Annotated in this window: 22 protein-coding genes; 16 read left to right on the forward strand and 6 right to left on the reverse strand. The window is 67.1% G+C overall.

The window, feature by feature from the left end:
* The 8 genes from ASD05_RS30590 to ASD05_RS05040 all read left to right on the forward strand — a co-directional run.
* The coding region (locus tag ASD05_RS30590; protein ID WP_235507861.1) for an NAD(P)(+) transhydrogenase (Re/Si-specific) subunit beta at window positions 1–151 on the forward strand (151 nt) is incomplete at its 5' end.
* 100 nt (window positions 152–251) lie between these two features.
* The gene (locus tag ASD05_RS05010) at window positions 252–1,931 is read left to right on the forward strand and encodes a long-chain-fatty-acid--CoA ligase (RefSeq protein WP_056588580.1); all 1,680 of its coding nucleotides are present in this window, start codon (window positions 252–254) and stop codon (window positions 1,929–1,931) included.
* A 50-nt stretch (window positions 1,932–1,981) separates the two neighbouring features.
* Window positions 1,982–2,986, forward strand: a complete 1,005-nt coding sequence (locus tag ASD05_RS05015) for an ABC transporter permease subunit (protein ID WP_056588582.1) — start codon at window positions 1,982–1,984, stop codon at window positions 2,984–2,986.
* A 4-nt stretch (window positions 2,987–2,990) separates the two neighbouring features.
* On the forward strand, window positions 2,991–3,899 hold the full coding sequence (locus tag ASD05_RS05020; protein WP_056588584.1) for an ABC transporter permease subunit: 909 nt from the start codon (window positions 2,991–2,993) through the stop codon (window positions 3,897–3,899).
* Window positions 3,896–4,924, forward strand: a complete 1,029-nt coding sequence (locus tag ASD05_RS05025; RefSeq protein ID WP_056588586.1) for an ABC transporter ATP-binding protein — start codon at window positions 3,896–3,898, stop codon at window positions 4,922–4,924. Before ASD05_RS05020 ends, ASD05_RS05025 begins: the two co-directional genes overlap by 4 nt.
* On the forward strand, window positions 4,921–5,952 hold the full coding sequence (locus ASD05_RS05030; protein ID WP_056588588.1) for a dipeptide ABC transporter ATP-binding protein: 1,032 nt from the start codon (window positions 4,921–4,923) through the stop codon (window positions 5,950–5,952). The genes ASD05_RS05025 and ASD05_RS05030 overlap by 4 nt, the downstream gene beginning before the upstream one ends.
* 37 nt (window positions 5,953–5,989) lie before the next feature.
* The gene (locus tag ASD05_RS05035; protein WP_056588590.1) at window positions 5,990–7,621 is read left to right on the forward strand and encodes an ABC transporter substrate-binding protein; all 1,632 of its coding nucleotides are present in this window, start codon (window positions 5,990–5,992) and stop codon (window positions 7,619–7,621) included.
* A gap of 36 nt (window positions 7,622–7,657) precedes the next feature.
* Entirely contained in the window at window positions 7,658–8,395 is a 738-nt protein-coding gene (locus tag ASD05_RS05040) for a 5'-methylthioadenosine/adenosylhomocysteine nucleosidase (RefSeq protein WP_056588804.1), read from the forward strand.
* Here the strand turns inward: ASD05_RS05040 and ASD05_RS05045 are convergent.
* The gene (locus ASD05_RS05045; RefSeq protein WP_056588592.1) at window positions 8,388–9,140 is read right to left on the reverse strand and encodes a YoaK family protein; all 753 of its coding nucleotides are present in this window, start codon (window positions 9,138–9,140) and stop codon (window positions 8,388–8,390) included. The two genes, ASD05_RS05040 and ASD05_RS05045, sit on opposite strands and share 8 nt — an antisense overlap.
* Before the next feature lie 57 nt (window positions 9,141–9,197).
* The gene (gene corA, locus ASD05_RS05050) at window positions 9,198–10,184 is read right to left on the reverse strand and encodes a magnesium/cobalt transporter CorA (protein ID WP_056515127.1); all 987 of its coding nucleotides are present in this window, start codon (window positions 10,182–10,184) and stop codon (window positions 9,198–9,200) included.
* Window positions 10,185–10,409: 225 nt separating this feature from the next.
* Here corA and ASD05_RS05055 point away from each other — a divergent pair, with 225 nt between their 5' ends.
* The 4 genes from ASD05_RS05055 to hprK all read left to right on the forward strand — a co-directional run bounded on the left by ASD05_RS05055 (window position 10,410) and on the right by hprK (window position 14,904).
* A complete protein-coding gene (locus ASD05_RS05055; protein WP_056588594.1) occupies window positions 10,410–12,530 on the forward strand; it encodes an ATP-dependent helicase in 2,121 nt (706 codons plus the stop codon).
* 329 nt (window positions 12,531–12,859) lie between these two features.
* Window positions 12,860–13,189, forward strand: coding sequence for a ribosome hibernation-promoting factor, HPF/YfiA family (gene hpf, locus ASD05_RS05060; RefSeq protein WP_007832687.1), 330 nt, complete (start codon window positions 12,860–12,862; stop codon window positions 13,187–13,189).
* 189 nt (window positions 13,190–13,378) lie between these two features.
* Window positions 13,379–13,846, forward strand: coding sequence for a PTS sugar transporter subunit IIA (locus ASD05_RS05065; RefSeq protein WP_056588596.1), 468 nt, complete (start codon window positions 13,379–13,381; stop codon window positions 13,844–13,846).
* A gap of 98 nt (window positions 13,847–13,944) precedes the next feature.
* Window positions 13,945–14,904 carry an HPr(Ser) kinase/phosphatase gene (gene hprK, locus ASD05_RS05070; RefSeq protein WP_056588598.1) on the forward strand — a complete coding sequence of 320 codons (960 nt, stop codon included), beginning with the start codon at window positions 13,945–13,947 and terminating at the stop codon, window positions 14,902–14,904.
* A 64-nt stretch (window positions 14,905–14,968) separates the two neighbouring features.
* On the opposite strand, the gene fur is transcribed toward hprK, so the two are convergent.
* A complete protein-coding gene (fur, locus tag ASD05_RS05075) occupies window positions 14,969–15,388 on the reverse strand; it encodes a ferric iron uptake transcriptional regulator (RefSeq protein ID WP_007832691.1) in 420 nt (139 codons plus the stop codon).
* Between the two features lie 92 nt (window positions 15,389–15,480).
* Between fur and ASD05_RS05080 the strand changes: the two genes are divergently transcribed.
* From ASD05_RS05080 to ASD05_RS05095, 4 genes are all read left to right on the forward strand, one after another.
* Window positions 15,481–16,044 (forward strand): outer membrane protein assembly factor BamE, encoded by a 564-nt coding sequence (locus ASD05_RS05080; RefSeq protein ID WP_007832693.1) that lies wholly within the window; start codon window positions 15,481–15,483, stop codon window positions 16,042–16,044.
* Window positions 16,045–16,155: 111 nt separating this feature from the next.
* Entirely contained in the window at window positions 16,156–16,998 is an 843-nt protein-coding gene (dapB, locus tag ASD05_RS05085; protein WP_082571961.1) for a 4-hydroxy-tetrahydrodipicolinate reductase, read from the forward strand.
* 15 nt (window positions 16,999–17,013) lie between these two features.
* On the forward strand, window positions 17,014–17,709 hold the full coding sequence (locus ASD05_RS05090) for a MotA/TolQ/ExbB proton channel family protein (RefSeq protein WP_056588602.1): 696 nt from the start codon (window positions 17,014–17,016) through the stop codon (window positions 17,707–17,709).
* Between the two features lie 14 nt (window positions 17,710–17,723).
* Window positions 17,724–18,197, forward strand: a complete 474-nt coding sequence (locus tag ASD05_RS05095; RefSeq protein ID WP_007832699.1) for an ExbD/TolR family protein — start codon at window positions 17,724–17,726, stop codon at window positions 18,195–18,197.
* 140 nt (window positions 18,198–18,337) lie between these two features.
* Here ASD05_RS05095 and ASD05_RS05100 read toward each other — a convergent pair whose 3' ends face one another.
* The 3 genes from ASD05_RS05100 to glgC all read right to left on the reverse strand — a co-directional run bounded on the left by ASD05_RS05100 (window position 18,338) and on the right by glgC (window position 24,056).
* Window positions 18,338–20,821 (reverse strand): glycogen/starch/alpha-glucan phosphorylase, encoded by a 2,484-nt coding sequence (locus ASD05_RS05100; RefSeq protein WP_056588605.1) that lies wholly within the window; start codon window positions 20,819–20,821, stop codon window positions 18,338–18,340.
* 303 nt (window positions 20,822–21,124) lie between these two features.
* Window positions 21,125–22,597, reverse strand: a complete 1,473-nt coding sequence (gene glgA, locus ASD05_RS05105; RefSeq protein WP_056588807.1) for a glycogen synthase GlgA — start codon at window positions 22,595–22,597, stop codon at window positions 21,125–21,127.
* Between the two features lie 151 nt (window positions 22,598–22,748).
* Complete coding sequence (gene glgC, locus ASD05_RS05110) at window positions 22,749–24,056, reverse strand: glucose-1-phosphate adenylyltransferase (RefSeq protein WP_056588607.1); 1,308 nt, start codon at window positions 24,054–24,056, stop codon at window positions 22,749–22,751.
* Window positions 24,057–24,142 lie beyond the last annotated feature (86 nt).

Raw genomic sequence — 24,142 nt, forward strand, 5'->3', positions numbered from 1 at the left:
CTACAAGGCCAAGACCGTCATCGTGAACAAGCGCTCCATGGCCGCCGGCTATGCGGGCCTGGACAACGAGCTGTTCTACATGGACAAGACGATGATGGTCTTTGGCGACGCAAAAAAAGTAGTGGAAGATATGGGCAAGGCCATCGAATAGGCCGAAGGTCCACGCCCGCGCAGCGGGCGAACTCTTCGCGGCGCCACCTCGTGCGCCGTTTTCGTTTTCAACAGTCCGACTCCCGGAGGAGACAAATCCAATGACCGATCGTCCCTGGCTCAGCAGCTATCCGCAGGGTGTGCCCGCCGATATCGATGCCTCGCAGTACAACTCGCTGGTCGCGCTCATGGAAGAGAGCTTCGCGAAGTACGCCGACCGCACGGCCTACAGCTTCATGGGCAAGGACATCAGCTACGGCGAGACCGACAGGCAGAGCAAGGCCTTCGCGGGCTACCTGCAGGGCCTGGGCCTGGCCAAGGGCGACCGCGTGGCGGTCATGATGCCCAACTGCCCGCAGTACCCGATCGCGGTGGCGGGCATCCTGCGCGCAGGCCTGATCCTGGTCAACGTGAACCCGCTGTACACGCCGCGCGAGCTCGAGCACCAGCTCAAGGACTCGGGCGCGAAGGCCATCGTCATCATGGAGAACTTCGGAACCACGCTGCAGCAATGCATCGCAGCCACGCCGATCAGGCACATCGTGCTGGCCTCCATGGGCGACCGCCTCGGCTTCCTGAAGGGTGCGCTCGTCAACTACATGGTGCGCAACGTCAAGAAGCTGGTGCCCCAGTTCAGCCTGCCGGGTGCGGTGCGCTTCAACGAAGCGCTCGACAAGGGCGCGAGTGCTTCGGTGAAGCCCGTGGCCATCGGACCCGACGACGTGGCCGTGCTGCAATACACCGGCGGCACCACCGGCGTGTCGAAGGGCGCAGTGCTGCTGCATCGCAACGTGATCGCGAACGTGCTGCAGTCCGAGGCGTGGAACGAGCCGGTCATGAACAAGGTGCCGGCCGGCGAGCAGCCCACCAGCGTGTGCGCCCTGCCGCTGTATCACATCTTCGCGTTCACGGTCGGCATGATGCTGAACATGCGCACGGGCGGCAAGCTGATCCTGATTCCGAATCCGCGTGACATCGCGGGCGTGCTGAAGGAGCTGTCGAAGCACACCATCCACAGCTTCCCGGCCGTCAACACGCTGTTCAACGGGCTGGCGAACCACCCCGACTTCAACACCGTCAACTGGAAGAACCTCAAGGTCTCGGTCGGCGGCGGCATGGCGGTGCAGGCCGCGGTCGCGAAGCTGTGGCTCGAGAAGACCGGCTGCCCGATCTGCGAAGGCTACGGCCTGTCGGAAACCTCGCCGTCGGCCACCTGCAACCCGACCAACAGCACGGCCTACACCGGCACCATCGGCCTGCCGCTGCCGAGCACCTGGCTCAAGCTGCTCGACGACGACGGCAACGAAGTACCGGCCGGCGAGCGCGGCGAAATCGCCATCAAGGGCCCGCAGGTGATGGCCGGCTACTGGCAGCGCCCCGACGAGACCGCCAAGGTCATGACGCCCGACGGCTACTTCAAGAGCGGCGACATCGGCGTGGTCGACGAACGCGGCTACTTCAAGGTGGTCGACCGCAAGAAGGACATGATCCTGGTGTCGGGCTTCAATGTGTACCCGAACGAGGTCGAGGACGTGGTCGCACTGATTCCGGGTGTGCTCGAATGTGCCGCGGTCGGCGTGCCCGACGAGAAGACCGGCGAGGCCGTGAAGCTGGTGATCGTCAAGAAAGACCCTTCGCTCACGGAAGCGCAGGTGCGCGAATACTGCCGGGCAAACCTTACGGGTTACAAGCAGCCGCGAATCGTGGAGTTTCGTAGCGACATGCCGAAGACGCCGGTCGGAAAGATTCTTCGCCGCGAGTTGCGCGACGCGAAGAAGTAAGGGTTCGGCCCGGTGAGGGCTGCGGCACCGATCTTGCATATTCGCGGTCGATGTTTCGATTCCTCCTGACCCGCGTGAGCCTGCTGGTGCCGACCTTCATCGGCATGACGCTGCTCGCCTTCTTCCTCATCCGGCTGGTGCCGGGCGACCCCATCGAGACGATGGCCGGCGAGCGCGGGATCGACCCCGCGCGCCACGCCCAGTTGCGCACCGCCTACGGCTTCGACAAGCCGGTGATCGTGCAGTACGGCATCTACATCGGGCGCGTGCTGCACGGCGACCTCGGCAAGTCGCTGATCACGCAGGACACGGTGATGAGCGAGTTCCTCGCGCTCTTCCCGGCCACCGTCGAGCTCGCGGCCTGCGCCATTCTTTTCGCGCTGCTGCTCGGGCTGCCGGCCGGCATCCTCGCGGCGGTGCGGCGCAATTCCATCTTTGATCACGGCGTGATGGCCACCTCGCTCACCGGCTATTCGATGCCGATCTTCTGGTGGGGGCTGCTGCTGATCCTGTTCTTCTCGGTGCAGCTCGGGTGGACGCCCGTGTCGGGGCGCATCGCGGTGCAGTACTACATCGAGCCCGAGACGGGCTTCCTGCTGATCGACTCCCTGCGCGCCGGTGACATCGGTGCCTTCTGGTCGGCATTGCACCACCTGATCCTGCCGGCCATCGTGCTCGGCACGGTGCCGCTCGCGGTCATCGCGCGCATGACGCGCTCGGCCATGCTCGAAGTGCTGGGCGAGGACTACATCCGCACCGCGCGCGCCAAGGGGCTGTCGCGCTTTCGCGTGGTGGGGCTGCATGCGCTGCGCAATGCGCTGATCCCGGTCGTGACCGTCATCGGGCTGCAGGTGGGCGTGCTCTTCACGGGCGCGATCCTCACCGAGACCATCTTCTCCTGGCCCGGCGTCGGCAAGTGGCTCATCGAGGCCATCGGCCGGCGCGACTATCCGGTGCTGCAGGGCGGCATGCTGCTGCTCGGAGGAATCGTGATGCTGGTCAACCTGCTGGTCGACGTGGCCTACGGCGTCATCAACCCGCGCATCAGGCACTGAAGCCATGGCGACGACACCACAAGCAATCCCGGCCGGCACAAGAAGCGCGGCGCCCCCAGGACCCTGGCGCGAGTTCTGGACGGCCTTCTCCGCCAATCGCGGCGCGGTCATCGGGCTCGCCACCATCGTCGTGCTGCTGCTGGTCGCGCTGTTCGCGCCGTGGATCGCACCGCACGCGCCCAACGAGACCAACAGCGCCGTCTTCCTGCTGCCGCCAGCGTGGCAGCACGGTGGTTCCGCGAGCTACCTGCTCGGCACCGACGCGATCGGGCGCGACATCCTCTCGCGCCTGATGCACGGCGCACGGCTATCGCTGTCCATCGGCGTCGCGGTGGTGGCCATTTCAGTGGCCGTGGGCGTGGTGCTCGGGCTGATCGCGGGCTTCTTCCGCGGCGTGCTCGAGATCGCGATCATGCGGTTGATGGACATCGTGCTCACGATGCCGAGCCTGCTGATGGCGATCGTGATCGTCGCGATCCTGGGGCCGGGGCTGATCAACGCGATGATCGCCGTGGCCATCGTCGTGCTGCCGCACTATGTACGCATCACGCGTGCGGCAGTCATCGCCGAAATTTCGCGCGACTACGTGACCGCCGCGCGCGTGAGCGGTGCCGGCACGCTGCGCCTGATGTTCCGCGAGGTGCTGCCCAACTGCGCCGCACCGCTGATCGTGCAGGCCTCGCTCGGCATCTCGACCGCCATCCTCGACGCGGCCGCGCTCGGCTTCATCGGCCTGGGTGCGCAGCCACCGTCGCCCGAATGGGGAACCATGCTGGCCGACGCGCGCGAGTTCGTGCTGCGCGCCTGGTGGGTCGTGACCTTCCCGGGCCTGGCGATCCTTGCGGCGGTGCTGGCTTTCAACCTGCTGGGCGACGGCCTGCGCGATGCGCTCGACCCGAAGCTCAAGAGATGAACATGCTCCTGGATATCAAGGACCTGCACGTCGAGTTCCCCACGCAGGGCGGCGTGCTGCATGCGGTCGATGGCGTGAGCCTCACGCTCGAAGAGGGCGAGGTGCTCGGCATCGTCGGCGAGTCGGGTTCGGGCAAGAGCGTCACGATGATGGCGCTGATGGGCCTCGTCGGCTTTCCGGGCCGCGTGCGCGCCGAACATATGCGCTTCGCGGGCAAGGAGTTGCTCGGCATCTCCGACAAGGCGCGCCGCGCGCTGGTCGGCAAGGAGGTCGCGATGATCTTCCAGGAGCCGACCACCAGCCTCAACCCCTGCTTCACCATCGGCTTCCAGCTCATGGAAACGCTGCGGCTGCACCTGAAGCTCGACAAGCGCGAGGCGAAGAAGCGCGCGACCGAGCTGCTCGAGCAGGTGGGCATTCCAGCCGCGTCGTCGCGCCTGGGCAGCTATCCGCACCAGCTCTCGGGCGGCATGAACCAGCGCGTGATGATCGCCATGGCCATCGCCTGCAACCCGCGCCTGCTGATCGCCGACGAGCCGACCACCGCGCTCGACGTGACCATCCAGGCGCAGATCCTCGACCTGCTGCGCGACCTGCAGAAGGAGCGCGGCATGGCGCTGGTGCTCATCACGCACAACATGGGCGTGGTGAGCGAGATGGCGCAGCGCATCGCCGTGATGTATGCGGGGCAGGTGATGGAGCACCAGCGCGTCGACCGGCTCTTCGCGTTGCCGCAGCATCCGTACACCGAGGCCCTGCTCGCGGCGCTGCCCGAGCGCGCCGCGCCCGAGGGCAGGCTCGCCACCATCAGCGGCGTGGTGCCGGGCGTGCATGACAGGCCCGCGGGCTGCCTGTTCGCGCCGCGCTGCGGCTACGTCACCGAGCGGGCCTGCCAGGTGCGCCCGGCGCTGCGCGAATCGCAGGGCGCCGAGGTGCGCTGCCACTTTCCGCTCGGCGAACCGGGGCGCATGGCGGCCATCGCGCAAGACCCGCCGCGGCAACAGGTCGCGGAGGTGTTGCCATGAGCCACACACCAAGCGACGCATCGGCCGAGGTGGTGGTCGAGGCAACGAACCTCCAGCGCACCTACGACATCCGCCGCGGGCTGTTCCGCGCGCCCGCGCACCTGCGGGCCGTGGGCGACATTTCCTTTCGCATCGAGCGCGGGCGCACGCTGGCGGTGGTCGGAGAGTCGGGCTGCGGCAAGTCGACGCTGGCGCGCATGGTCGCGCTGATCGAGAAGCCGACCGCGGGGCAGCTCACGCTGGTGGGGGCCGACGCGGTGAACCCGCCGTCCGAACGCAAGCGCGAGCTGCGCCAGGCCGTGCAGCTGGTGTTCCAGAACCCCTACGGCTCACTCAATCCGCGCAAGAAGATCTCGACGGTGCTCGAGGATCCGCTCGCCATCAACACCACCATGGGCAAGTCGGAGCGCGCCGCCAAGGCCGGCGACATGCTCGCGCGCGTGGGCTTGCGGCCCGAGTACGCCAACCGCTACCCGCACATGTTCTCGGGCGGCCAGCGTCAGCGCATTGCCATCGCGCGCGCCCTGATGCTGAACCCGCGCCTGCTGGTGGCCGACGAGCCGGTGTCGGCGCTCGACGTGTCGATCCAGGCGCAGGTGCTCAATTTGCTGGCCGACCTGCAGGCCGAGTTGGGCCTGGCGTACCTTTTCATCTCGCACGACCTGGGCGTGGTGCGCCACATCGCGCACGACGTGCTCGTGATGTACCTCGGCCACGCGGTGGAGCAGGGCCCCAAGTCGCGCATCTTCGCGCGGCCGCTGCACCCGTACACGCAGGCGCTGCTGGCATCCACGCCGGGGCTCAGCAGCCAGCGCATCGTGCTCAAGGGTGAGCTGCCATCGCCGCTGAGCCCGCCTCCGGGCTGCGTGTTCAGCACGCGCTGCCCGCACGTGCAACCGCGCTGCCGCGAGGAGCGGCCGCTGTTGCGCGCGTTGGACGAACGTCTGGTGGCCTGCCACTACGCCGAGCAGTTTCTCGATGGCGCGGCCCTTGTGCGCGCCGATGGTCCCGTGCTCGCCGCGCAGTAGGCGGCGACTTTTCTCAACCCTGTCTCGAGGAGTCCCCATGAAGACCCAGCCCACCGTTTCGCGCCGCTCACGAAGCCTAGCGCTCCTGGCGCCGACAGCGCTTGCAGCCCTGACCCTGGCCTGCGGCGCGGTGTCTGCCAAGACGCTGGTGTATTGCTCCGAAGGAAGCCCGGAAAATTTCTATCCGGGGATGAACACCACCGGCACCTCGTTCGACGTGACCACGCAGGTCTACAACACCATCGTCGAATTCGAGCGCGGCGGCACCAAGGTCGTGCCGGGCCTGGCCGAGAAGTGGGACATCTCCGCCGACGGCACGCAGTACACCTTCCACCTGCGCAAGGGCGTGAAGTGGCACAACACCAGCAAGAGCTTCAAGCCCACGCGCGACTTCAACGCCGACGACTTCATCTTCATGCTCGAGCGCCAGTGGAAGGAGAGCGACCCGTTCTTCAAGGTCACGAGCCAGAACCACTCGTACTTCAACGACATGGGCATGCCCAAGCTGCTGAAGACGGTGGACCGCATCGACGACTACACCGTGAAGATCGTGCTCAACCAGCCCGAGGCGCCGTTCCTCGCGAACCTGGCCATGCAGTACGCGGGCATCCAGTCGAAGGAATACGCCATTGCGATGCTGAAGGCCGGCACGCCCGAGAAGGTCGACCAGGACCCGATCGGCACCGGGCCGTTCTACCTCGTGCAGTACCAGAAGGACGCGATCATCCGCTTCAAGGCCTTCCCGCAGTACTGGGGCGGCAAGGCCAAGATCGACGATCTCGTGTTCGCGATCACGCCCGATGCCTCGGTGCGCTGGGCCAAGCTGCAGAAGGGCGAGTGCCACGTCATGCCGTACCCCAACCCGGCCGACCTCGACGCGATCCGCAAGGACGCGAACGTTCAGCTGCTCGAGCAGCCCGGCCTGAACGTCGGCTACCTCTCGTACAACACCACGAAGAAGCCCTTCGACGACGTGCGCGTGCGCAAGGCCATCAACATGGCGATCAACAAGAAGGCCATCATCGACGGCGTGTACCTGTCGACCGGCGTGGCCGCGAAGAACCCGATCCCGCCGACCATGTGGTCCTACAACGACGCGGTGAAGGACGACCCGTACGACCCCGAGGCCGCGAAGAAGCTGCTGGCGCAGGCCGGCTTCCCCGACGGCTTCTCGACCGACCTGTGGGCCATGCCGGTGCAGCGCCCGTACAACCCGAACGCCAAGCGCATCGCCGAGCTGATGCAGGCCGACCTCGCCAAGATCAACGTCAAGGCCGAGATCAAGAGCTTCGAGTGGGGCGAATACCGCAAGCGCCTGCAGGCCGGCGAGCACCAGATGGGCATGCTGGGCTGGACCGGCGACAACGGCGACCCCGACAACTTCCTCTACACGCTGCTGGGCTGCGCCTCGGCCAAGTCGGCCAGCGGCAGCAACATCTCGAAGTTCTGCTACCAGCCGTACGAAGACCTCGTGGTGAAGGCCAAGAGCACGACCAAGCAGGCCGAGCGCGATGCGCTCTACAAGAAGGCGCAGCTCATCTTCAAGGAGCAGGCGCCGTGGTTCACGATTGCGCATGCGGTGCAGTTGAAGCCGGTGCGCAAGGAGGTCGTCGACTTCAAGCTGAGCCCCTTCGGTCGCCACACCTTCTACGGCGTGGATATCAAGTAAACCGTGGTTGTTGCGCCCATCGCCATCGTGGCGGCCATGCACGAGGAGCTGAGTGCGCTCCTCGCGCAGATGCCCGACGAGCAACGCGTGCGCGTGGCCGGCCGCGACTTCTGGGTCGGCCACCTGCAGGGCCAGCCCGTGGTCGCGGTGCTGTCGCGCATCGGCAAGGTCGCGGCGGCGGTCACGGCCACGGTGCTGCTCGAACGCTTCGGCGTGCGGGCCGTCGTGTTCACGGGCGTGGCGGGCGGGCTCGCGCCGGGCGTGCGCGTGGGGGACGTGGTGGTCGCGACCGAACTGCTGCAGCACGATCTCGATGCATCGCCGATCTTCCCGAAGTACGAAGTGCCGTTGATGGACCTGTCGCGTTTCGTTGCGGACCGCGCGATCGGCGATGCGCTGTCGGGCGTTGCCGCCGGCGTGCTGCGCGATCCCGTGGCACTGACGGGACGGGCGGCCGTCGAAGAGTTCGGCCTGCAGTCGCCGAAGGTGCACCGGGGCCTGCTGGCCAGCGGCGACCGCTTCGTGTCGACCACCGCCGAGAGTGAAGCGCTGCGGCGCGATCTGCCCGATGCGCTTGCGGTCGAGATGGAAGGCGCGGCGGTGGCGCAGGTGTGCCACGACTACGGCGTGCCCTTCGCGGCAATGCGCACGATCTCCGACCGCGCGGACGACGAAGCGCATGGCGACTTCGCGCGCTTCGTCTCGCTGGTCGCGAGCCGCTACAGCCTCGCGTTGGTCGGCGCGTGGCTCGCCACGCTGCCGGCCGTCAGCTGAGCGAGGCGCCGCGCCGCGGAATGTCGCGCAGCAGCGGCGGTATCGACAGGGCGAGCAGCAGCGCGGCCAGTGGCACGACGCAGACGAACCCCACGTACTTGAAGCCGAGCGCGCCCACCGTCCCGCCGAGCACGAACATGCCGACCAGCCCGCCCGCGCGGCGCATGCGGCGGCGGTCGTGGCGCACCGCCATCGAGGCGGACCTGGCGCGGCCGTTCCAGTAGAGCATCTTGCCGATCTCGATTCCCATGTCGGTGATGTTGCCCGTCATGTGGGTGGTGCGGATGCTGCCGCCCGAGGTCTTCGACGCCACCGCGTTCTGCAGGCCCATGATGAAGGACAGCAGCAGCACCGTGAGCGGCACGGCGAAGGGCGTGGGCCAGGTCAGCGTGATCGCGCCCATGAGCCCGAACGGAAACATCAGCGCCGCCTCGAGCATCAGCGGCAGGGCGTAGACGCCGTGCATGCGGTGCTGCCGGCCCCAGTTCACCAGCATGGCGCAGACCGCGGCGCCGCTCACGAAGGCCAGGATCGCGCCGAGCGCGTTCAGCAGCAGTGTGACGTTGCCCAGCACCATGCCGTCCGCCAGCTGCGAGGCGAAGCCGGTCATGTGCGAGGTGTACATGTGGAGCACGAGGAATCCGCCCGCGTTGACGGCCCCGGCATTGAAGGCCAGCAGCAGGCCCAGCGCGGTGTTGGTCGACGGCGCGCGGTGGCGGTTGGTGAGGAAGCGGATTCTGCGCACTGTGGCTCTCCGGGTCAGCGCTTGCTGCCAGCCACTCTAGCACCCGCCGCGCGGCGCCTACTTGAGCCAGCCGCGCCGGCGGAAGTACCACATCGGCACCAGCGCGCTGGCCGCCATCAGCACGATGGCATAGGGATAGCCCAGCGACCAGTCGAGCTCGGGCATGAACTTGAAGTTCATGCCGTAGATGCTCGCGATCAGCGTGGGCGGCAGCAATGCGACGCTGGCCACCGAGAAGATCTTGATGGTCTTGTTCTGGTTGATGTTGATGAAACCGACGGTCGCATCCATCAGGAAGTTGATCTTGTCGAACAGGAAGGCCGTGTGGTTGTCCAGCGACTCGATGTCGCGCAGGATCTGCCGGGCCTCCTCGAACTGCTCGGCGTTGAGCATGCGGCTGCGCATCATGAAGCTCACCGCGCGGCGCGTGTCCATCACGTTGCGGCGGATGCGGCCGTTCAAGTCTTCCTGGCGCGCGATGGCGCCCAGCACCTCGCCGGCCAACTCGTCGCTGACATTGCCCTCGAGCACTTTCTTGCCCGCGATCTCGAGTTCGTCGTAGATGTTCTCGAGCGTGTCGGCCGAGTATTCGGCGTCGGCATCGAACAGCTTGAGCAGCACTTCCTTCGCGTCCTCGATGAGCCCGGGGGCGCGGCGCGCGCGCATGCGCAGCAGCCGGAACACGGGCACGTCCTCGTCATGGATCGAGAACAGCACGCCGCGGCTGCGAAGCTCGGTGTTGTGCTGGTTCAGGATGAACGCCACGCGCACCGACCGCGGGTCTTCGTCGTCGTCGATCAGGAAGTCGGAGCGGATGTGCAGCTCGCCGTTGTCTTCCTCGTAGAAGCGGGCCGACTCCTCGATGTCCTCGTCCATCGCGTCTTCGGGAATCGAGAGGCCGTAGTACTGCTTGATCCAGCGCTTCTCTTCGAGCGTGGGCGACTCGAGGTCGACCCAGATCGGCTGGAACTTGGAGAGCTCTTCGAGCGACTCGATCTCTTCCTGGACGAGGCGACCGTTGGCGAGCGTAAAGATGTTGAGCATGGGCTCACTCCCGGGTATGACTGAAACGTTGGGCGAGGGAGGGGCGCTTTCAATTCCCGGGCCCGACGCGCGCGAAAAGAGCGTCAGTGAAAGGGAGTTGAAAGCTGCCGAGACGGGGCGGTTTCCATAGGAAGAATCTCCGGTTGCAGCGAGGCGCGATTATGTCACCGGCCACATGACTGCCCCATGGTTGGGCTGGACGGACATACAGTAAAGTCGCTCTCCATGCAGACCGCTGCGCTTCCTGTTTTTCCCGCCGCGCCGAAGACCCAGGCCGAGCGCCTGGCCGCCGCGCTTGCGACGCTCAACGATGCGCAGCGTGCTGCGGTCGAGCATGGCGTGGGTGCGGCCATTGCGGAACGCGACGAGCGGCCGCTGCTGGTTATTGCCGGCGCCGGCTCGGGCAAGACCAGCACGCTGGCGCACCGCGTGGCGCATCTCATCGCGGGCGGTGTCGATCCGCAGCGGCTGCTGCTGTTGACCTTCTCGCGCCGCGCCGCGCAGGAGATGGAACGCCGCGCCGGCCAGGTGCTGGCGCGGGTGCTCGGCCTGAAGTCCGAGGCGCCGCCCGCGCTGCCGTGGGCCGGCACCTTCCACGGCATCGGCGCGCGGCTGCTGCGCGAGTACGCGCCGCAGATCGGGCTCGGCGAGAACTTCACGATCCACGACCGCGGCGATGCCGAAGACCTGATGGGGCTGGTGCGCCATGAGCAGGGCCTGTCTTCCACCGTGAATCGTTTTCCGCGCAAGGGCACCTGCCTGTCGATCTACTCGCGCTGCGTCAACACGCGCGCGCCGCTGGCCGAGGTGCTGAAGGAAGCCTTTCCCTGGTGCGGCGAATGGGAGGTCGAGCTCAAGAAGCTGTTTGGCGCCTACGTCGAGGCCAAGCAGCAGCAGAACGTGCTCGACTACGACGACCTGCTGCTCTACTGGGCCGGGATGGCCGCCGAGCCCGCACTGGCCGCGCACATCGGCGCACGCTTCGACCATGTGCTGATCGACGAGTACCAGGACACCAACCTGCTGCAGGCCTCGATCCTGTTGGCGCTCAAGCCCGATGGACGCGGGGTGACGGTGGTGGGCGACGACGCGCAGTCGATCTATTCGTTTCGCGGCGCGACGGTGCGCAACATCCTCGACTTTCCGTCGCAGTTCACGCAGCAGGCCCGCGTCGTCACGCTGGAGCGCAACTACCGCTCGACGCAGCCCATCCTCGACGTCTCGAACCGCGTGATCGCACAGGCGGCCGAGCGGCACGCCAAGACGCTGTGGACCGACAAGCCCTCGGCCGGCAAGCCGCTGCTGGTGCTCTTGCCCGACGAGGCCGGGCAGGCACGCTGGGTGGCCGACAAGGTGCTGGCGCACCGCGAAGGCGGGCTGGCGCTGAAGTCGCAGGCGGTGCTGTTCCGCACTTCGACGCACAGCGCGGCGCTCGAACTCGAGCTGGCGCGGCGCAACATCCCCTTCGTGAAGTTCGGTGGGCTCAAGTTTCTCGAGGCCTCGCATGTGAAGGACCTGCTCGCGGTGCTGCGTTTTGCGCAGAACCCGCGTGGGCGCATGGCGGGGTTCCGCGTGACGCAGCTGATACCGGGCATAGGCCCCGTCACCGGCACGCGGCTGCTCGACGCAATGGACCAGGCGGCCGATCCGGCCGCGGCAGTGCGCGACTTCGTGCCGCCGGCCGCTGCTCGCGCGCAGTGGGCCGACTTCGCCGCAGCCTATGCCGCCTTGCGCGCGCCGGCGCTGAAGTGGCCGGCCGATGTGGAACTGGCGATGGCCTGGTACCTGCCGCACCTGGAGCGCCTGTATGAAGACACCTCCGGCGTGCGGCGCGCCGACGTCGAGCAACTGGCGCGGCTTGCCGCCGGGTATGCCTCGCGCGAACGCTTCCTCGCCGAACTCACGCTCGACCCGCCCGAGGCCACCAGCGATCGCCCGGGTCCGCCGCTGCTCGACGAGGACTACCTGATCCTCTCGACCATCCACTCGGCCAAGGGGCAGGAATGGAACTCCGTGCACGTGCTCAACGTGGTCGACGGCTGCCTGCCGGCCGACGTGGCGCAGGGCGCGCACGAACTGGAAGAAGAGCGCCGGCTGCTCTACGTGGCGATGACCCGGGCGCGCGACCACCTGCACCTGCTGGTGCCGCAGCGCTTCTACATCACGCAGCAGGCGGTGCGCGGCGACCGGCACCTGTATGCCAACCGCACGCGCTTCATTGCCGAGGCCGATCTGGCCGGCTTCGAGCAGCAGACCTGGCCTCCTCCGCCGGAACGGCCGCCGGCCGTGCCGCCGCCGAGCGCGGTGATCGACCTGCGCAACCGGATGCGCGCGGCCTGGCGCTGACCGGGCAGCTGCTGGCCCTTCCGGCGGCAGGGTCACGCGCTGCCGGAAGATGAAACACTTGTTCCGGATGAATCGCCGCATCGCCTGCCCTGTGCGTGCCAGATGCTATCGATTCGCTAGCGTGTGAAATGCCGCACACAAAGCGCAGAAACCCCGGGCAACTCAGGTATTGCAATACCGTGACAGCTTGGGCATAGTGAATCGAACTTGCCCTCTGCCTTCTTCTTTTCTTCCCCCCGCCCCCTCTCTCACAACTCCCGTTTCTCGCCGGCCAAGCTGCATTCCGCAGTGCGGTCATTTCCCCAACCGTCAATTCCAGGAGGTCATTCATGAATTTGACGATCAGCGGTCATCACCTCGACGTCACACCTGCCTTGCGCACCTACGTCACGAGCAAGCTGGACCGGATCACCCGACATTTCGACCAGCTCGTCGATGTGAAGGTGATCCTCACGGTGGAAAAGCAAAAGGAAAAGGAACGCCGCCAAAGGGCGGAATGCAACATCCACGTCAAGGGTAATGACATGTTCGCGGAATCGAGCCACGCTGATCTCTACGCCGCGGTCGATGAACTGGTCGATAAGCTCGACCGCCAGGTGGTGCGCCACAAGGACCGCCTGCAGGACCACCATCACGCTGCGCCCAAGCGCGTGATGTAAGAGGAGCCCTCGGGCTCGCATCCAAGGCCGCCTTCGGGCGGCTTTTTGTTTTCCGACTGCAGCGGTGGGGCTTTGGCAAGCTCCCAGAGGGGGCACGAGGCCTCTGGGCAACATGTAGACAGAAAGTAAATAGGGGGACTGGGGGTTTTTACCAAGCGGGTGCATAATCGCCCCCGCCCTGCACCCACCATGAATCGCCTCGCGTCCATCCTGCCGCCCGCTCAAGTGCTTGTGAGCGTTGACGCTACCAGCAAGAAACGTGCTTTCGAAGAAGCCGGCCTGCTGTTCGAAAGCCTTCACGGTCTGGGCCGCGCCCTGATTACCGACAGCCTGTTTGCGCGCGAGCGCCTCGGTTCCACCGGTCTGGGCCATGGCGTGGCCATTCCGCATGGCCGCATCAAGGGCCTCAAGGCGCCGATGGCGGCCGTGTTCCAGCTGGCCAACCCCATCGGCTTCGACGCACCCGACGAGCAGCCCGTCGCGCTGCTGATCTTCCTGCTGGTGCCCGAAGCGGCCACGCAGAAGCACCTCGAAATCCTCTCCGAAATCGCTGAACTGCTGAGCGACGCCAGCCTGCGCGAACAGATCAAGTCCAGCACCGACGCCACCGCCCTGCACGACTTGATCGCCGGCTGGCAATCCACGCAGGTCGCCTGAGCGCATGCGGCGGCGCGCGCGGCTGCTGATAAGCTGCGCGGCTTCTTCTTCCCTCATTCCAACGCAATGCCGGCGCCTGCGCGCCGTCTCCTGAACGCATGAAGCCGACCGTCATCAGCGCCGATGCCATGTTCGAGGAGTTCCGTGGCTCGCTCCGCTGGGAATGGCTCGCGGGGCTCGGCGCGTCGGAGCGTCAGTTCGATGCGGAGGTCATCAGCCGTGCGCAGTCGGCCGCTGACCTCGTCGGCTACCTCAACTACATCCACCCCTACCGTGTGCAGATCCTCGGCGCCCGGGAGGTGGCCTACCTGACGCGCGGCAGCGAGGAAGACTGCGCCCGGCGCATCGCCCGCATCGTCACGCTGGAGCCCCCGATGCTGGTGCTGGCCGACGGCCAGGCCGCGCCGGACGAACTGCTGTCGATCTGCGAGCGCGCCCAGCTGCCGCTGTTCGCCACGCGCGAGTCGTCGGCCTTCGTGATCGACCTGCTGCGCGCCTACCTGTCCAAGCACTTTGCCGAGCGCACCTCGATGCACGGCGTGTTCATGGACATCCTGGGCATGGGCGTGATGATCACGGGCGAATCGGGCCTGGGCAAGAGCGAGCTCGGGCTGGAGCTGATCTCGCGCGGCAACGGCCTCGTGGCCGACGACGCGGTCGACCTTTTCCGCATCAACCAGAACACCATCGAAGGGCGCTGCCCCGACCTGCTGCTGAACCTGCTGGAAGTGCGCGGCATCGGCCTGCTGGACATCCGCGCGATCTTCGGCGAGACGGCGGTGCGCCGGAAGATGCGGCTCAAGCTCATCGTGCACCTCGTGCGGCGCGACAGCTTCGAGCGCGACTACGAGCGCATGCCCTCGGCGCCGCTCACGCAGGACGTGCTGGGCATTCCGGTGCGCAAGGTCATCATCCAGGTGGTGGCCGGGCGCAACATCGCCGTGCTGGTGGAGGCTGCGGTGCGCAACTCGATCCTGCAGCTGCGCGGCATCGACACGTACGCCGACTTCGTGGCGCGCCACCACAAGGCGATGGAAAACGGCCGCGAAGGGGACTGACTGGTTGGGGGTATGCGGCCGCCGCCGGGCCGCCCCAAGGCGGGCCGCGCCTCCCCCTCGGGGGTCAACGCTTCTTGGCGCAGTCCCCGCAAAGGCCGTACAGCGACATGGCATGGTCCTGCAGGATCCAGTCCTTGTCCTTGGCGATCATCTGCTGGCGGCGTTCGATCTCGGCGTCGTAGAACTCCTCGACCTTGCCGCACGAGGTGCAGATCAGGTGGTCGTGGTGCGTGCCTTCGTTCAGTTCGTAGACCGCCTTGCCGCTTTCGAAATGGCTGCGCTCGAGGATGCCGGCCTGCTCGAACTGCGTGAGCACGCGGTAGACGGTGGCCAGGCCGATGTCGGAGTGTTCGTTGAGCAGCACGCGGAACACGTCTTCCGCCGTCATGTGCCGTTGGCTGCCGGTCTGGAAGATCTCGAGGATCTTCAGGCGTGGCAAAGTGGCCTTGAGGCCGGTATTCTTGAGTTCGTCGATGTTGGCCATGTGATTCCTGCGCCCCTGGGCTGCGGCAAAGGCCCTGAAAAGGGCCAGCCGCTACAATGGCCGATCATATCGCTACCCCCCTTTTTCCTCCCATGCCTGCCATTCTCCAACGCCGTCCCTGGCTGCTGGTTGCTGCCGTTGCCGCAACGCTCTGCCTTGGTGCCTGCAGCGGTTTCAGCGATCGCACGCGTGGCGCGCTGGCCGCCGTCACTCCGTACAAAGTCGAAGTGGTGCAGGGCAATTTCGTGTCGAAGGAACAAGTCGCGGCGCTCAAGCCGGGCATGTCGCGCCAGCAGGTGCGTGAAATCCTCGGCACTTCGCTGCTGAACGACGTGTTCCACGCCAATCGCTGGGACTACGTGTTCACCATTCGCCGCCAGGGCGTGGACCCGCAGGAACGCCACCTGACCGTGTTCTTCAACGGCGAGCTGCTCGACCGCTTCGAGGGCGACGAGATGCCCAGCGAGGAAGAGTTCGTCGCCACGCTCGACACCCGCAAGAAGTCCGGCAAGGTGCCCACGCTCGAGGCCTCGGAAGACGAGCTCAAGAAATTCGCACCCTCCAAGGACGAGAAAAAAACCGATTCCGCCGCGGGCGCATCGGCTTCCCTGCCGCCGCTGCCGGCTGCCTATCCTCCGCTCGAAGCCGCGCGCTGAGCGCGGCACGAGCAGCATCAGCAGCGGGCGGCGCCCGCCGAGCCAGGCGGCGTCCGTCCCGTGTGCATGCATGCCATTGGCCGTTTCGAAATCCTCGAAGACTGAATCCGCGTGACTGAATCCACCTCCACTCCTGCCAATTCCACTCCCGCGCCACGCCGCATCGCCGTCGCGGGAGCATCCGGCCGCATGGGCCACATGCTGATCGAGGCGGTGCGCAATGCGCCCGACCTGCGCCTGGCCGGCGCGCTCGACATCGCCGGCAGCCCGGCACTCGGCACCGATGCCGGCGCCTTCCTGGGCTTCGAGAGCGGCGTGTCCATCGTGTCCGACCTGCGCGCAGGCCTGAAGGACGCGCAGGTGCTCATCGACTTCACCCGCCCCGAAGGCACGCTCGCGCACCTGGCGGCATGCCGCGAGCTCGGCGTGCAGGCGGTCATCGGCACCACCGGCTTCAGCGACGCGCAGAAGGCCGAGATCGCCGAGATCGCGAAAGACATCGCGATCATGATGGCGCCCAACATGAGCGTGGGCGTCAACGTCACCTTCAAGCTGCTCGAAATGGCGGCCAAGGCCATGTCGACCGGCTATGACATCGAGATCATCGAGGCGCACCACCGCCACAAGGTCGATGCGCCCTCGGGCACCGCGCTCAAGATGGGCGAAGTCATCGCCGATGCGCTGGGCCGCGACCTCAAAGACTGCGCCGTGTACGCCCGCGAAGGCATCACCGGCGAGCGCGACCCCTCCACCATCGGCTTCTCGGCCATCCGCGGCGGCGACATCGTGGGCGACCACACCGTGCTGTTCGCGGGCACCGGCGAGCGCATCGAGATCACCCACAAGTCGTCGAGCCGCGTCACCTATGCGCAGGGCAGCCTGCGTGCGGTGCGCTTCCTGGAGGGGCAGCGCGCCGGCCTGTTCGACATGTACGACGTGCTGGGCCTGCGCTAACTCAAGGGACCATCGATGAGCGTGCTCGAACTGCTGACCCATGGCGACGGCGTCAGCCGTTCGGTGGCGGCGCTGCTGCTGGCGATGTCGGTCGCGAGCTGGGTCATCATTCTCTGGAAGGCGTGGCTGCTGCGCGGCGGCACGCGCGACGTGCTGCGCAGCATCGCGGCGTTCTGGCAGTCGTCCACGCTGGCCGATGCCGAGCTGAAGCTCCGGGCCTTCGACCGCGCGACGCTCGTGTCGCCCGCGGTGTCGGCCATCAAGAGCATCGCCGCCGGTGCGCCGGCCGGCACGCTGGGTGCTTCGGTCGACCGCAACCAGCGGCTCACGCGCGTGCTGCGCGACGCCTTGCACGGCGCGCTGCGCCGGCTGCAGGCGGGGCAGATCCTGCTCGCCACGGTGGGCGCCACGGCGCCTTTCGTCGGATTGCTGGGCACGGTCTGGGGCATCTACGGCGCGCTGTCGGGCATTGCCGGCCAGACCGGCGGCTTCACCATCGACAAGGTGGCGGGCCCCGTCGGCGAGGCGCTCATCATGACGGCCTTCGGCCTCGCCGTGGCCATTCCGGCCGTGCTGGCCTACAACGTCTTCGGCCGCGTCATCGGCCGCATCGAAGCCGAGCTCGAAGGCTTCGCGCACGACCTGCTGGGCAGCTTCGGCGAGGCGCCGGCACCCGCCGCACCGCCGCCGGCGCGGCCGATGCCGGTCTAGGGAGCGCGCGCGCCATGGCCTTCGGTCGCACTTCACTGGGCAGCAGCGCCGCAGGCGGCGGGCGTGCCATGGGCGCCGGTGCGCAGCGGCCGCTGTCCGACATCAACGTGACGCCCCTGGTCGACGTGATGCTGGTGCTGCTCGTGATCTTCATCATCACCGCGCCGCTGATGGCCAGCTCGATCAAGCTCGACCTGCCGCAGACCGACGCCGGGCAGCCCAACGACACGCCCAAGTTCGTGAGCCTGTCGGTCGACGCCTCGGGCAAGGTCTTCTTCAACGACAAGGCCGTGACCGACGAGGAACTGGCGCAGCAACTCGAAAAGGCCGCTGCCGACAGCAAGGACACCGAGGTGCAGCTGCGCGCCGACCAGGCCGTGCCCTATGGCAAGGTGGTGGCGCTGATGGGCATCGCGAACAAGGCCGGGCTGAGCCGCATCGGCTTCGTGACCGAGGCAGAGCCGGCAGGCGAGAAGAAGCCGCGCTGACTTTGCCTTGTCTTGCTCCTTCCCCTTCCGGGGGAAGGCTGGGATGGGGGCACGGCGGCATCGGAGGCTGCGCGGTGGTGGAGGCCGTCAGCCCCCACCCCAACCCTCCCCCAGCGGGGGAGGGAGCAAATACCGGATGCTCAGCCCAGCACAACGGGCTTGGTGCGCCAGATCTCGTGCGCGTACTGCGCAATGGTGCGGTCCGACGAGAACGCACCCATCCCCGCCACGTTGAGGATCGCCATTCGCGTCCACGCATCCGAATCGCGGTACAGCGCATCGACTTCTGCCTGCTTCGCCACGTAGCTCGCGTAGTCGGCCAACAGCAGGTAGTGGTCGCCCCAGTTCACCAGCGCGTCGTAGATGCCCTGGTAGCGCGCGGGTTCGCCGGGTGAGAACGCGCCGTCGCGGATCGCGTCGAGCACGCGCTTGAGTTCGGCGCTCCCTTCGTAGATCTCGCGCGGCTGGTAGCCCCGCGCGCGGATGTCGGCCACTTCGGGCGTGGTGTTGCCGAAGATGAAGATGTTCTCCGGCCCCACGTTTTCGCGCATTTCCACGTTGGCGCCGTCCAGCGTGCCGATGGTCAGCGCACCGTTGAGCGCGAACTTCATGTTGCCGGTGCCCGAGGCCTCGGTGCCGGCCGTCGAGATCTGCTCCGACAGGTCGGCCGCCGGCATGATGACTTCGGCCAGGCTCACGCTGTAGTTCGGCAGGAACACCACCTTCAGCAGCTTGCCCACGCGCGCATCGGCGTTGATGGTGCTGGCGACGTCGTTGATGAGCCGGATGACGAGCTTGGCCATCGCGTAGGCCGAGGCCGCCTTGCCCGCGAACACCACCACGCGCGGCACGATGTCCATCGGCGTGCCGGCCGCCTGCGCGTCGAGGATGCGGTGATAGCGCGACACCACGTGCAGCACGTTGAGCAGCTGCCGCTTGTACTCGTGGATGCGCTTGACCTGCACGTCGAACATCGCGTCCGTGTCGATGTCGATCTTCAGGTGCTGCTCGACCCAGTTGGCCAGCCGCAGCTTGTTCTCGCGCTTGGCATGGCGAAAGGCGCGCACGAAGGCCGGCTGCTCGGCCATGGGCCTGAGCGCCTCGAGCTGCGACAGGTCGCGCCGCCAGCCCTTGCCGATGCGCTGGTCGAGCAGCGCCGCTAGCGGCGGGTTGGCCTGCGCCAGCCAGCGGCGCGGGGTGACGCCGTTGGTCTTGTTGTTGAAACGCTCGGGAAAGATCTTCGCGAAGTCCGAGAAGATCGACTGCTTCATCAGCTCCGAGTGCAGCCCCGACACGCCGTTGATCGAGTGGCTGGCCAGCACCGCGACGTAGGCCATTCGCACGCGCCGCTCGCCGGCCTCGTCGACCAGCGACAGCCGGCGCATCAGCTCCACGTCGTTGCCGACTTTCTGTGTCACGGCGGCCAGGAACCTGGCGTTGATGTCGTAGATGATCTGCAGGTGCCGCGGCAGGATGCGCCCGAGCATCTCGACCGGCCAGGTCTCCAGCGCCTCGTGCATCAGCGTGTGGTTGGTGTAGCTGAACACCTTCTGCGTGTGCGTCCAGGCCACGTCCCATGTGAGGCCGTACTCGTCGAGCAGCAGGCGCATCAGCTCCGGCACGGCGAGCACGGGGTGCGTGTCGTTCAGGTGGATGCTGACCTTCTCCGAGAGCTGGTCGAAGGTCTTGTGGTTGCGCAGGTAGCGCCGCAGCAGGTCCTGCACGCTCGCGCTGCAGAAAAAATACTCCTGGTGCAGCCGCAGCTCGCGGCCCGAGGGCGTGGAGTCGTCGGGGTAGAGCACGCGCGAGACGTTCTCCGAGTGGTTCTTGCTTTCCACCGCCTGCATGTAGTTGCCGCGGTTGAAGGCCGAGAGGTCGATCTCCTCGGTGGCGCGCGCCGACCACAGCCGCAGCGTGTTGGTGGCCTGCGTGCCGTAGCCGGGGATGATGGTGTCGTAGGCCACGGCGAGCACGTCGTGCGTGTCGACCCAGTCGGCCGCGCCGTAAGGGGCGTTGGTGCCTTCCCGCTTCTGCACATGGCCGCCGAAGCGCACGCGGTAGTTCACCTCGGGCCGCTGGAACTCCCACGGGTTGCCGCGCGTGAGCCAGTAGTCGGGCGTCTCGACCTGCTGGCCGTCGACGATGCGCTGGCGGAACATGCCGTATTCGTAGCGAATGCCGTAGCCCATGCCCGGCACTCCGAGCGTGGCCATCGAGTCGAGAAAGCACGCCGCGAGCCGGCCGAGGCCGCCGTTGCCCAGCGCCGCATCGGGTTCGCGTTCGGCCAGTGCGTCCATGTCGACGCCGAAGTCGGCCAGCGCCTCGCGCACGGTGTCGTAGAGGTCGACCGCCAGCAGCGCGTTGGTGAAGGTGCGCCCGATCAGGAACTCCATCGACAGGTAGTAGACGCGCTTCAGGTCCTGTGCGTAGTTGGCGCGAGTGGTCATCATCCAGCGCTCGACCAGTTGGTCGCGCACGGCCTGCGAGGTGGCGTTGAGCCAATCGTCCTTGCTGGCGGCGACCGGGTCCTTGCCGACCGCGTAGATCAGCTTGTTGGCCACCGCGCGCTTGAAGGCCGCGACGTCGCGGTCGGGGTGGTCGTAGGCGAAGTCTTTGATCGTCATGATTGGCGCTCTTCGGGGTGGGTGATGGTGTTTTGCTGCTGTACGTTTGTCTTGGGTGCGTGCGAATGACACCGGGTGCTCCCCTCCGCGAATGTCCCCCGGCCTTCGGCCTCCTCCTTTATTTCGCTGCGGGGAGCACCCGGCGCCATTCGCACATGGACGCGGCTGTGGTGCCCGCAGTTCAAGCGCCGCGCCCATCGATCACGCCGATGGGGTGCCTTGCGCAGCGAAATAAAGGGGGAGGCCGAAGGCCGGAGGACATTCGCGGAGCAAGGTACCCCGTCGGCGTGGAGAAGAGGCGCGTCATCCCAGCGCCTGCCGATAAACGTCGATGTACTGCGCCGCCGCAGTGGCCCAGTCGGCGGGCCGGCGCATGGCGTTGCCCCGCACGCGCCGCCAGTCGGGCGCACGCTGGTACAGCGCAAAGGCGCGGCGCACGGCGCGTTCGTAGCTCTGGACATCGAAGCTGTCGAACACGAAACCGGTGGCGCCCCCACTGGCGAGGTCTTCGAGCGAGCTGTCGACCACCGTGTCGGCCAGCCCGCCGACGCGGCGCACCAGCGGCAGGCTGCCGTACTTCAGGCCGTACATCTGCGTGAGGCCGCAGGGCTCGAAGAGCGAAGGCACCAGCGTCACGTCGCCCGCACCGAACAGCTGGTGGGCCAGCGTCTCGTTGTAGCCGATGGTGGCGCTGACCGACTGCGGCGCGGCCGCCGCGCGCTGGCGAAAGGCCTCTTCGAGCCAGGCCTCGCCGCTGCCCAGCAATGCGAGCTGGCCGCCCTGGGCGAGCAGCGCATCGAGCCCGCCGAGCACCAGATGCAGCCCCTTCTGCTCGGTGAGCCGGCTCACGAGGATGAAGAGCGGCGCATCCGGCCGATCGGCCAGCCCCAGCTGGTGCTGCAGCACCGACTTGCAGCGCGCCTTGCCGGCCATGTGGCGGCCTTCGGGCGTGTGATAGCCCTGCACCAGCGCGGCGTCGGTCGCCGGGTTCCAGACCTGGTCGTCGACCGCGTTGAGGATGCCGGTGAGCGCGCTGCTGCGCAGCCGCAGCAGGCCGTCGAGCCCGCAGCCCTGCTCGGGCGTCTGGATCTCGAGTGCATAGGTCGGGCTGACCGTGGTGAGCCGGTCGGCGAAATACAGGCCGCCCTTCATGAACGAGACCTGGCCGTGGTATTCGAGGCCGTTCATCTGGAACGCAGGGCCGGGCAGGCCGAGTTCCGCGAAGTTCCATGGCGCGAAGAGGCCCTGGTAGGCGAGGTTGTGCACCGTGAAGACACTGCCCACGCGCGGGCCGCCGGCCTGTTGCCGCGCGAAGTGCAGGTAGGCCGGCGCGAGCGCGGCGTGCCAGTCGTGCGCATGCACGACTTCGGGCTGCCACAGCGGATCGAGCCCTTGCGCCAGCTGCGCCGCGGCCCAGCCGAGCAGGGCGAAGCGGCGGTGGTTGTCGCCATAGGGCTGGCGCGCGGTGTCCTCGTAGGGATTGCCGGGCCGGTCGTAGAGCGCCGGCGCATCGATCACGTAGGCAGGGATGCCGGGCGCCCCGTCGATGTCGATATGCCCGAGGCGCAGCCCGAAGCGCTCGCCCCAGGGCGCGTCGAAGCCGGCCACGGGCGCCAGGTCGCGCACGCCCGCCACGATGGCCGGAAAGCCCGGCAGCAGCACGCGCGCGTCCTGTCCTTCGGCCATGAGCGCCAGGGGCAGGGCACCGGCGACGTCCGCCAGGCCGCCGGTCTTGAGGAGGGGGAAGAGTTCGGCGCTGACCTGGAGGATTCGCATCGTCAGTGCTGCCTCCATGCAAGATGGGATGGCACAAAGACCTGGTTTCTTCCAGGAATACCGCGGAACCGGCTTTGCCGGGCCGCTGGTATTGCCCCCGGCGAGGGGGTTGGCGAAGCGACACGAAGTGCGCGAAGACTGGGGGCGAATCTCATGCAGCCAGTCGTTTGAGCATCTCGCGCGTGACCAGCACCACGCCGTTCTCGGTGCGCTCGAAGCGCGCGGCGTCGACTTCGGCGTCCTCGCCGATCACCATGTCGTCGGGGATCACGCAGCCACGGTCGATCACCACGCGGTTGAGCCGGGCACCGCGCCCGACTTCCACGTCGGGCAGCAGCACCGCCTCGTTGATCTCGCAGAAGGAGTGGATGCGCACGCCCGAGAACAGCACCGAGCTGCTGACCTTGGAGCCCGAGACGATGCAGCCACCCGACACGATGGTGTTGACCGTCATGCCATGCTTGCCCTCGCGATCGAGCACGAACTTGGCCGGCGGCAACTGCCGCTGGTAGGTCCAGATGGGCCAGTCGGTGTCATAGATGTCGAGCTCCGGAGTGATGGAGGCCAGGTCGAGGTTGGCTGCCCAGAATGCATCAATCGTGCCCACGTCGCGCCAGTAGGCTTTGGCGTCCGGCCCGCGCGAGGCCCGCGTGACGCACGACAGGCCGAAAGGATGGGCCAGCGCGCGGCCCTGGGCCACGGCGCGGGGGATGATGTCCTTGCCGAAATCGTGGCTCGAATCGGGGTTGACGCTGTCTTCTTCCAGCAACTGGTAAAGGTACTCGGAGTCGAACACGTAGATGCCCATGCTCGCCAGCGCCACCTCGGGGTGCCCGGGCATGGCGGGCGGGTCGGCGGGCTTTTCGAGGAAATCGGTGATCCGGCGGCTCTCATCGATGGCCATCACGCCGAAGGCCGTGGCCTCCATGCGCGGCACTTCGATGCAGCCGACCGTGCAGCCCAGGCCGTGCTCGGCATGGTCCTTGACCATGATCGAGTAGTCCATCTTGTAGATGTGGTCGCCGGCCAGCACCACCACGTAGTCGTGGCGGGTGGAGCGGGTCTGGATGATGTCGAGGTTCTGGAACACCGCGTCGGCCGTGCCGCGGTACCAGTGCTCGTCGCCCACGCGTTGCTGTGCGGGCAGCACGTCGACCATTTCGTTGAGCTCGGCGCGCAGGAAGCTCCAGCCGCGCTGCAGGTGGCGCATGAGCGAATGCGACTTGTACTGCGTAACCACCGCCATGCGCCGGATGCCCGAGTTCAGGCAGTTCGACAGCGCGAAGTCGATGATGCGGAACTTGCCGCCGAAGTACACGGCCGGCTTGGCGCGCCGGTCGGTCAGCTGCTTGAGGCGGGAGCCGCGTCCGCCGGCCAGCACCAGGGCGATGGTGCGGCGGACCAGTTGATGGGCCTGCAGCTCCTGCGAGGGCTGCGCTTTCGGTGTGAGGTTGTCCATCCTGAGTCTCCGTTCGTTCGCTTGTTGGAATTCATTCGCCGTCAGGGTCTCTGTATCGAGACTAGCACCGCGCCGTGCGCCTGGCT

The organism is Variovorax sp. Root434 (assembly GCF_001426595.1).
Lineage (GTDB): Bacteria > Pseudomonadota > Gammaproteobacteria > Burkholderiales > Burkholderiaceae_C > Variovorax.

Excerpts from the sequence above, each read along its gene's own strand:
- ASD05_RS05035 (WP_056588590.1), top strand. The coding sequence starts at position 5,990 with ATGAAGACCCAGCCCACCGTTTCGCGCCGCTCACGAAGCCTAGCGCTC.
- ASD05_RS05025 (WP_056588586.1), top strand. The coding sequence starts at position 3,896 with ATGAACATGCTCCTGGATATCAAGGACCTGCACGTCGAGTTCCCCACG.
- ASD05_RS05100 (WP_056588605.1), bottom strand. The coding sequence starts at position 20,821 with ATGACGATCAAAGACTTCGCCTACGACCACCCCGACCGCGACGTCGCG.
- ASD05_RS05080 (WP_007832693.1), top strand. The coding sequence starts at position 15,481 with ATGCCTGCCATTCTCCAACGCCGTCCCTGGCTGCTGGTTGCTGCCGTT.
- fur (WP_007832691.1), bottom strand. The coding sequence starts at position 15,388 with ATGGCCAACATCGACGAACTCAAGAATACCGGCCTCAAGGCCACTTTG.
- ASD05_RS05055 (WP_056588594.1), top strand. The coding sequence starts at position 10,410 with ATGCAGACCGCTGCGCTTCCTGTTTTTCCCGCCGCGCCGAAGACCCAG.
- ASD05_RS05015 (WP_056588582.1), top strand. The coding sequence starts at position 1,982 with ATGTTTCGATTCCTCCTGACCCGCGTGAGCCTGCTGGTGCCGACCTTC.
- glgA (WP_056588807.1), bottom strand. The coding sequence starts at position 22,597 with ATGCGAATCCTCCAGGTCAGCGCCGAACTCTTCCCCCTCCTCAAGACC.
- ASD05_RS05030 (WP_056588588.1), top strand. The coding sequence starts at position 4,921 with ATGAGCCACACACCAAGCGACGCATCGGCCGAGGTGGTGGTCGAGGCA.
- ASD05_RS05040 (WP_056588804.1), top strand. The coding sequence starts at position 7,658 with ATGCACGAGGAGCTGAGTGCGCTCCTCGCGCAGATGCCCGACGAGCAA.
- ASD05_RS05065 (WP_056588596.1), top strand. The coding sequence starts at position 13,379 with ATGAATCGCCTCGCGTCCATCCTGCCGCCCGCTCAAGTGCTTGTGAGC.
- corA (WP_056515127.1), bottom strand. The coding sequence starts at position 10,184 with ATGCTCAACATCTTTACGCTCGCCAACGGTCGCCTCGTCCAGGAAGAG.
- ASD05_RS05020 (WP_056588584.1), top strand. The coding sequence starts at position 2,991 with ATGGCGACGACACCACAAGCAATCCCGGCCGGCACAAGAAGCGCGGCG.
- glgC (WP_056588607.1), bottom strand. The coding sequence starts at position 24,056 with ATGGACAACCTCACACCGAAAGCGCAGCCCTCGCAGGAGCTGCAGGCC.
- ASD05_RS05090 (WP_056588602.1), top strand. The coding sequence starts at position 17,014 with ATGAGCGTGCTCGAACTGCTGACCCATGGCGACGGCGTCAGCCGTTCG.
- hprK (WP_056588598.1), top strand. The coding sequence starts at position 13,945 with ATGAAGCCGACCGTCATCAGCGCCGATGCCATGTTCGAGGAGTTCCGT.
- hpf (WP_007832687.1), top strand. The coding sequence starts at position 12,860 with ATGAATTTGACGATCAGCGGTCATCACCTCGACGTCACACCTGCCTTG.
- ASD05_RS05095 (WP_007832699.1), top strand. The coding sequence starts at position 17,724 with ATGGCCTTCGGTCGCACTTCACTGGGCAGCAGCGCCGCAGGCGGCGGG.
- ASD05_RS05010 (WP_056588580.1), top strand. The coding sequence starts at position 252 with ATGACCGATCGTCCCTGGCTCAGCAGCTATCCGCAGGGTGTGCCCGCC.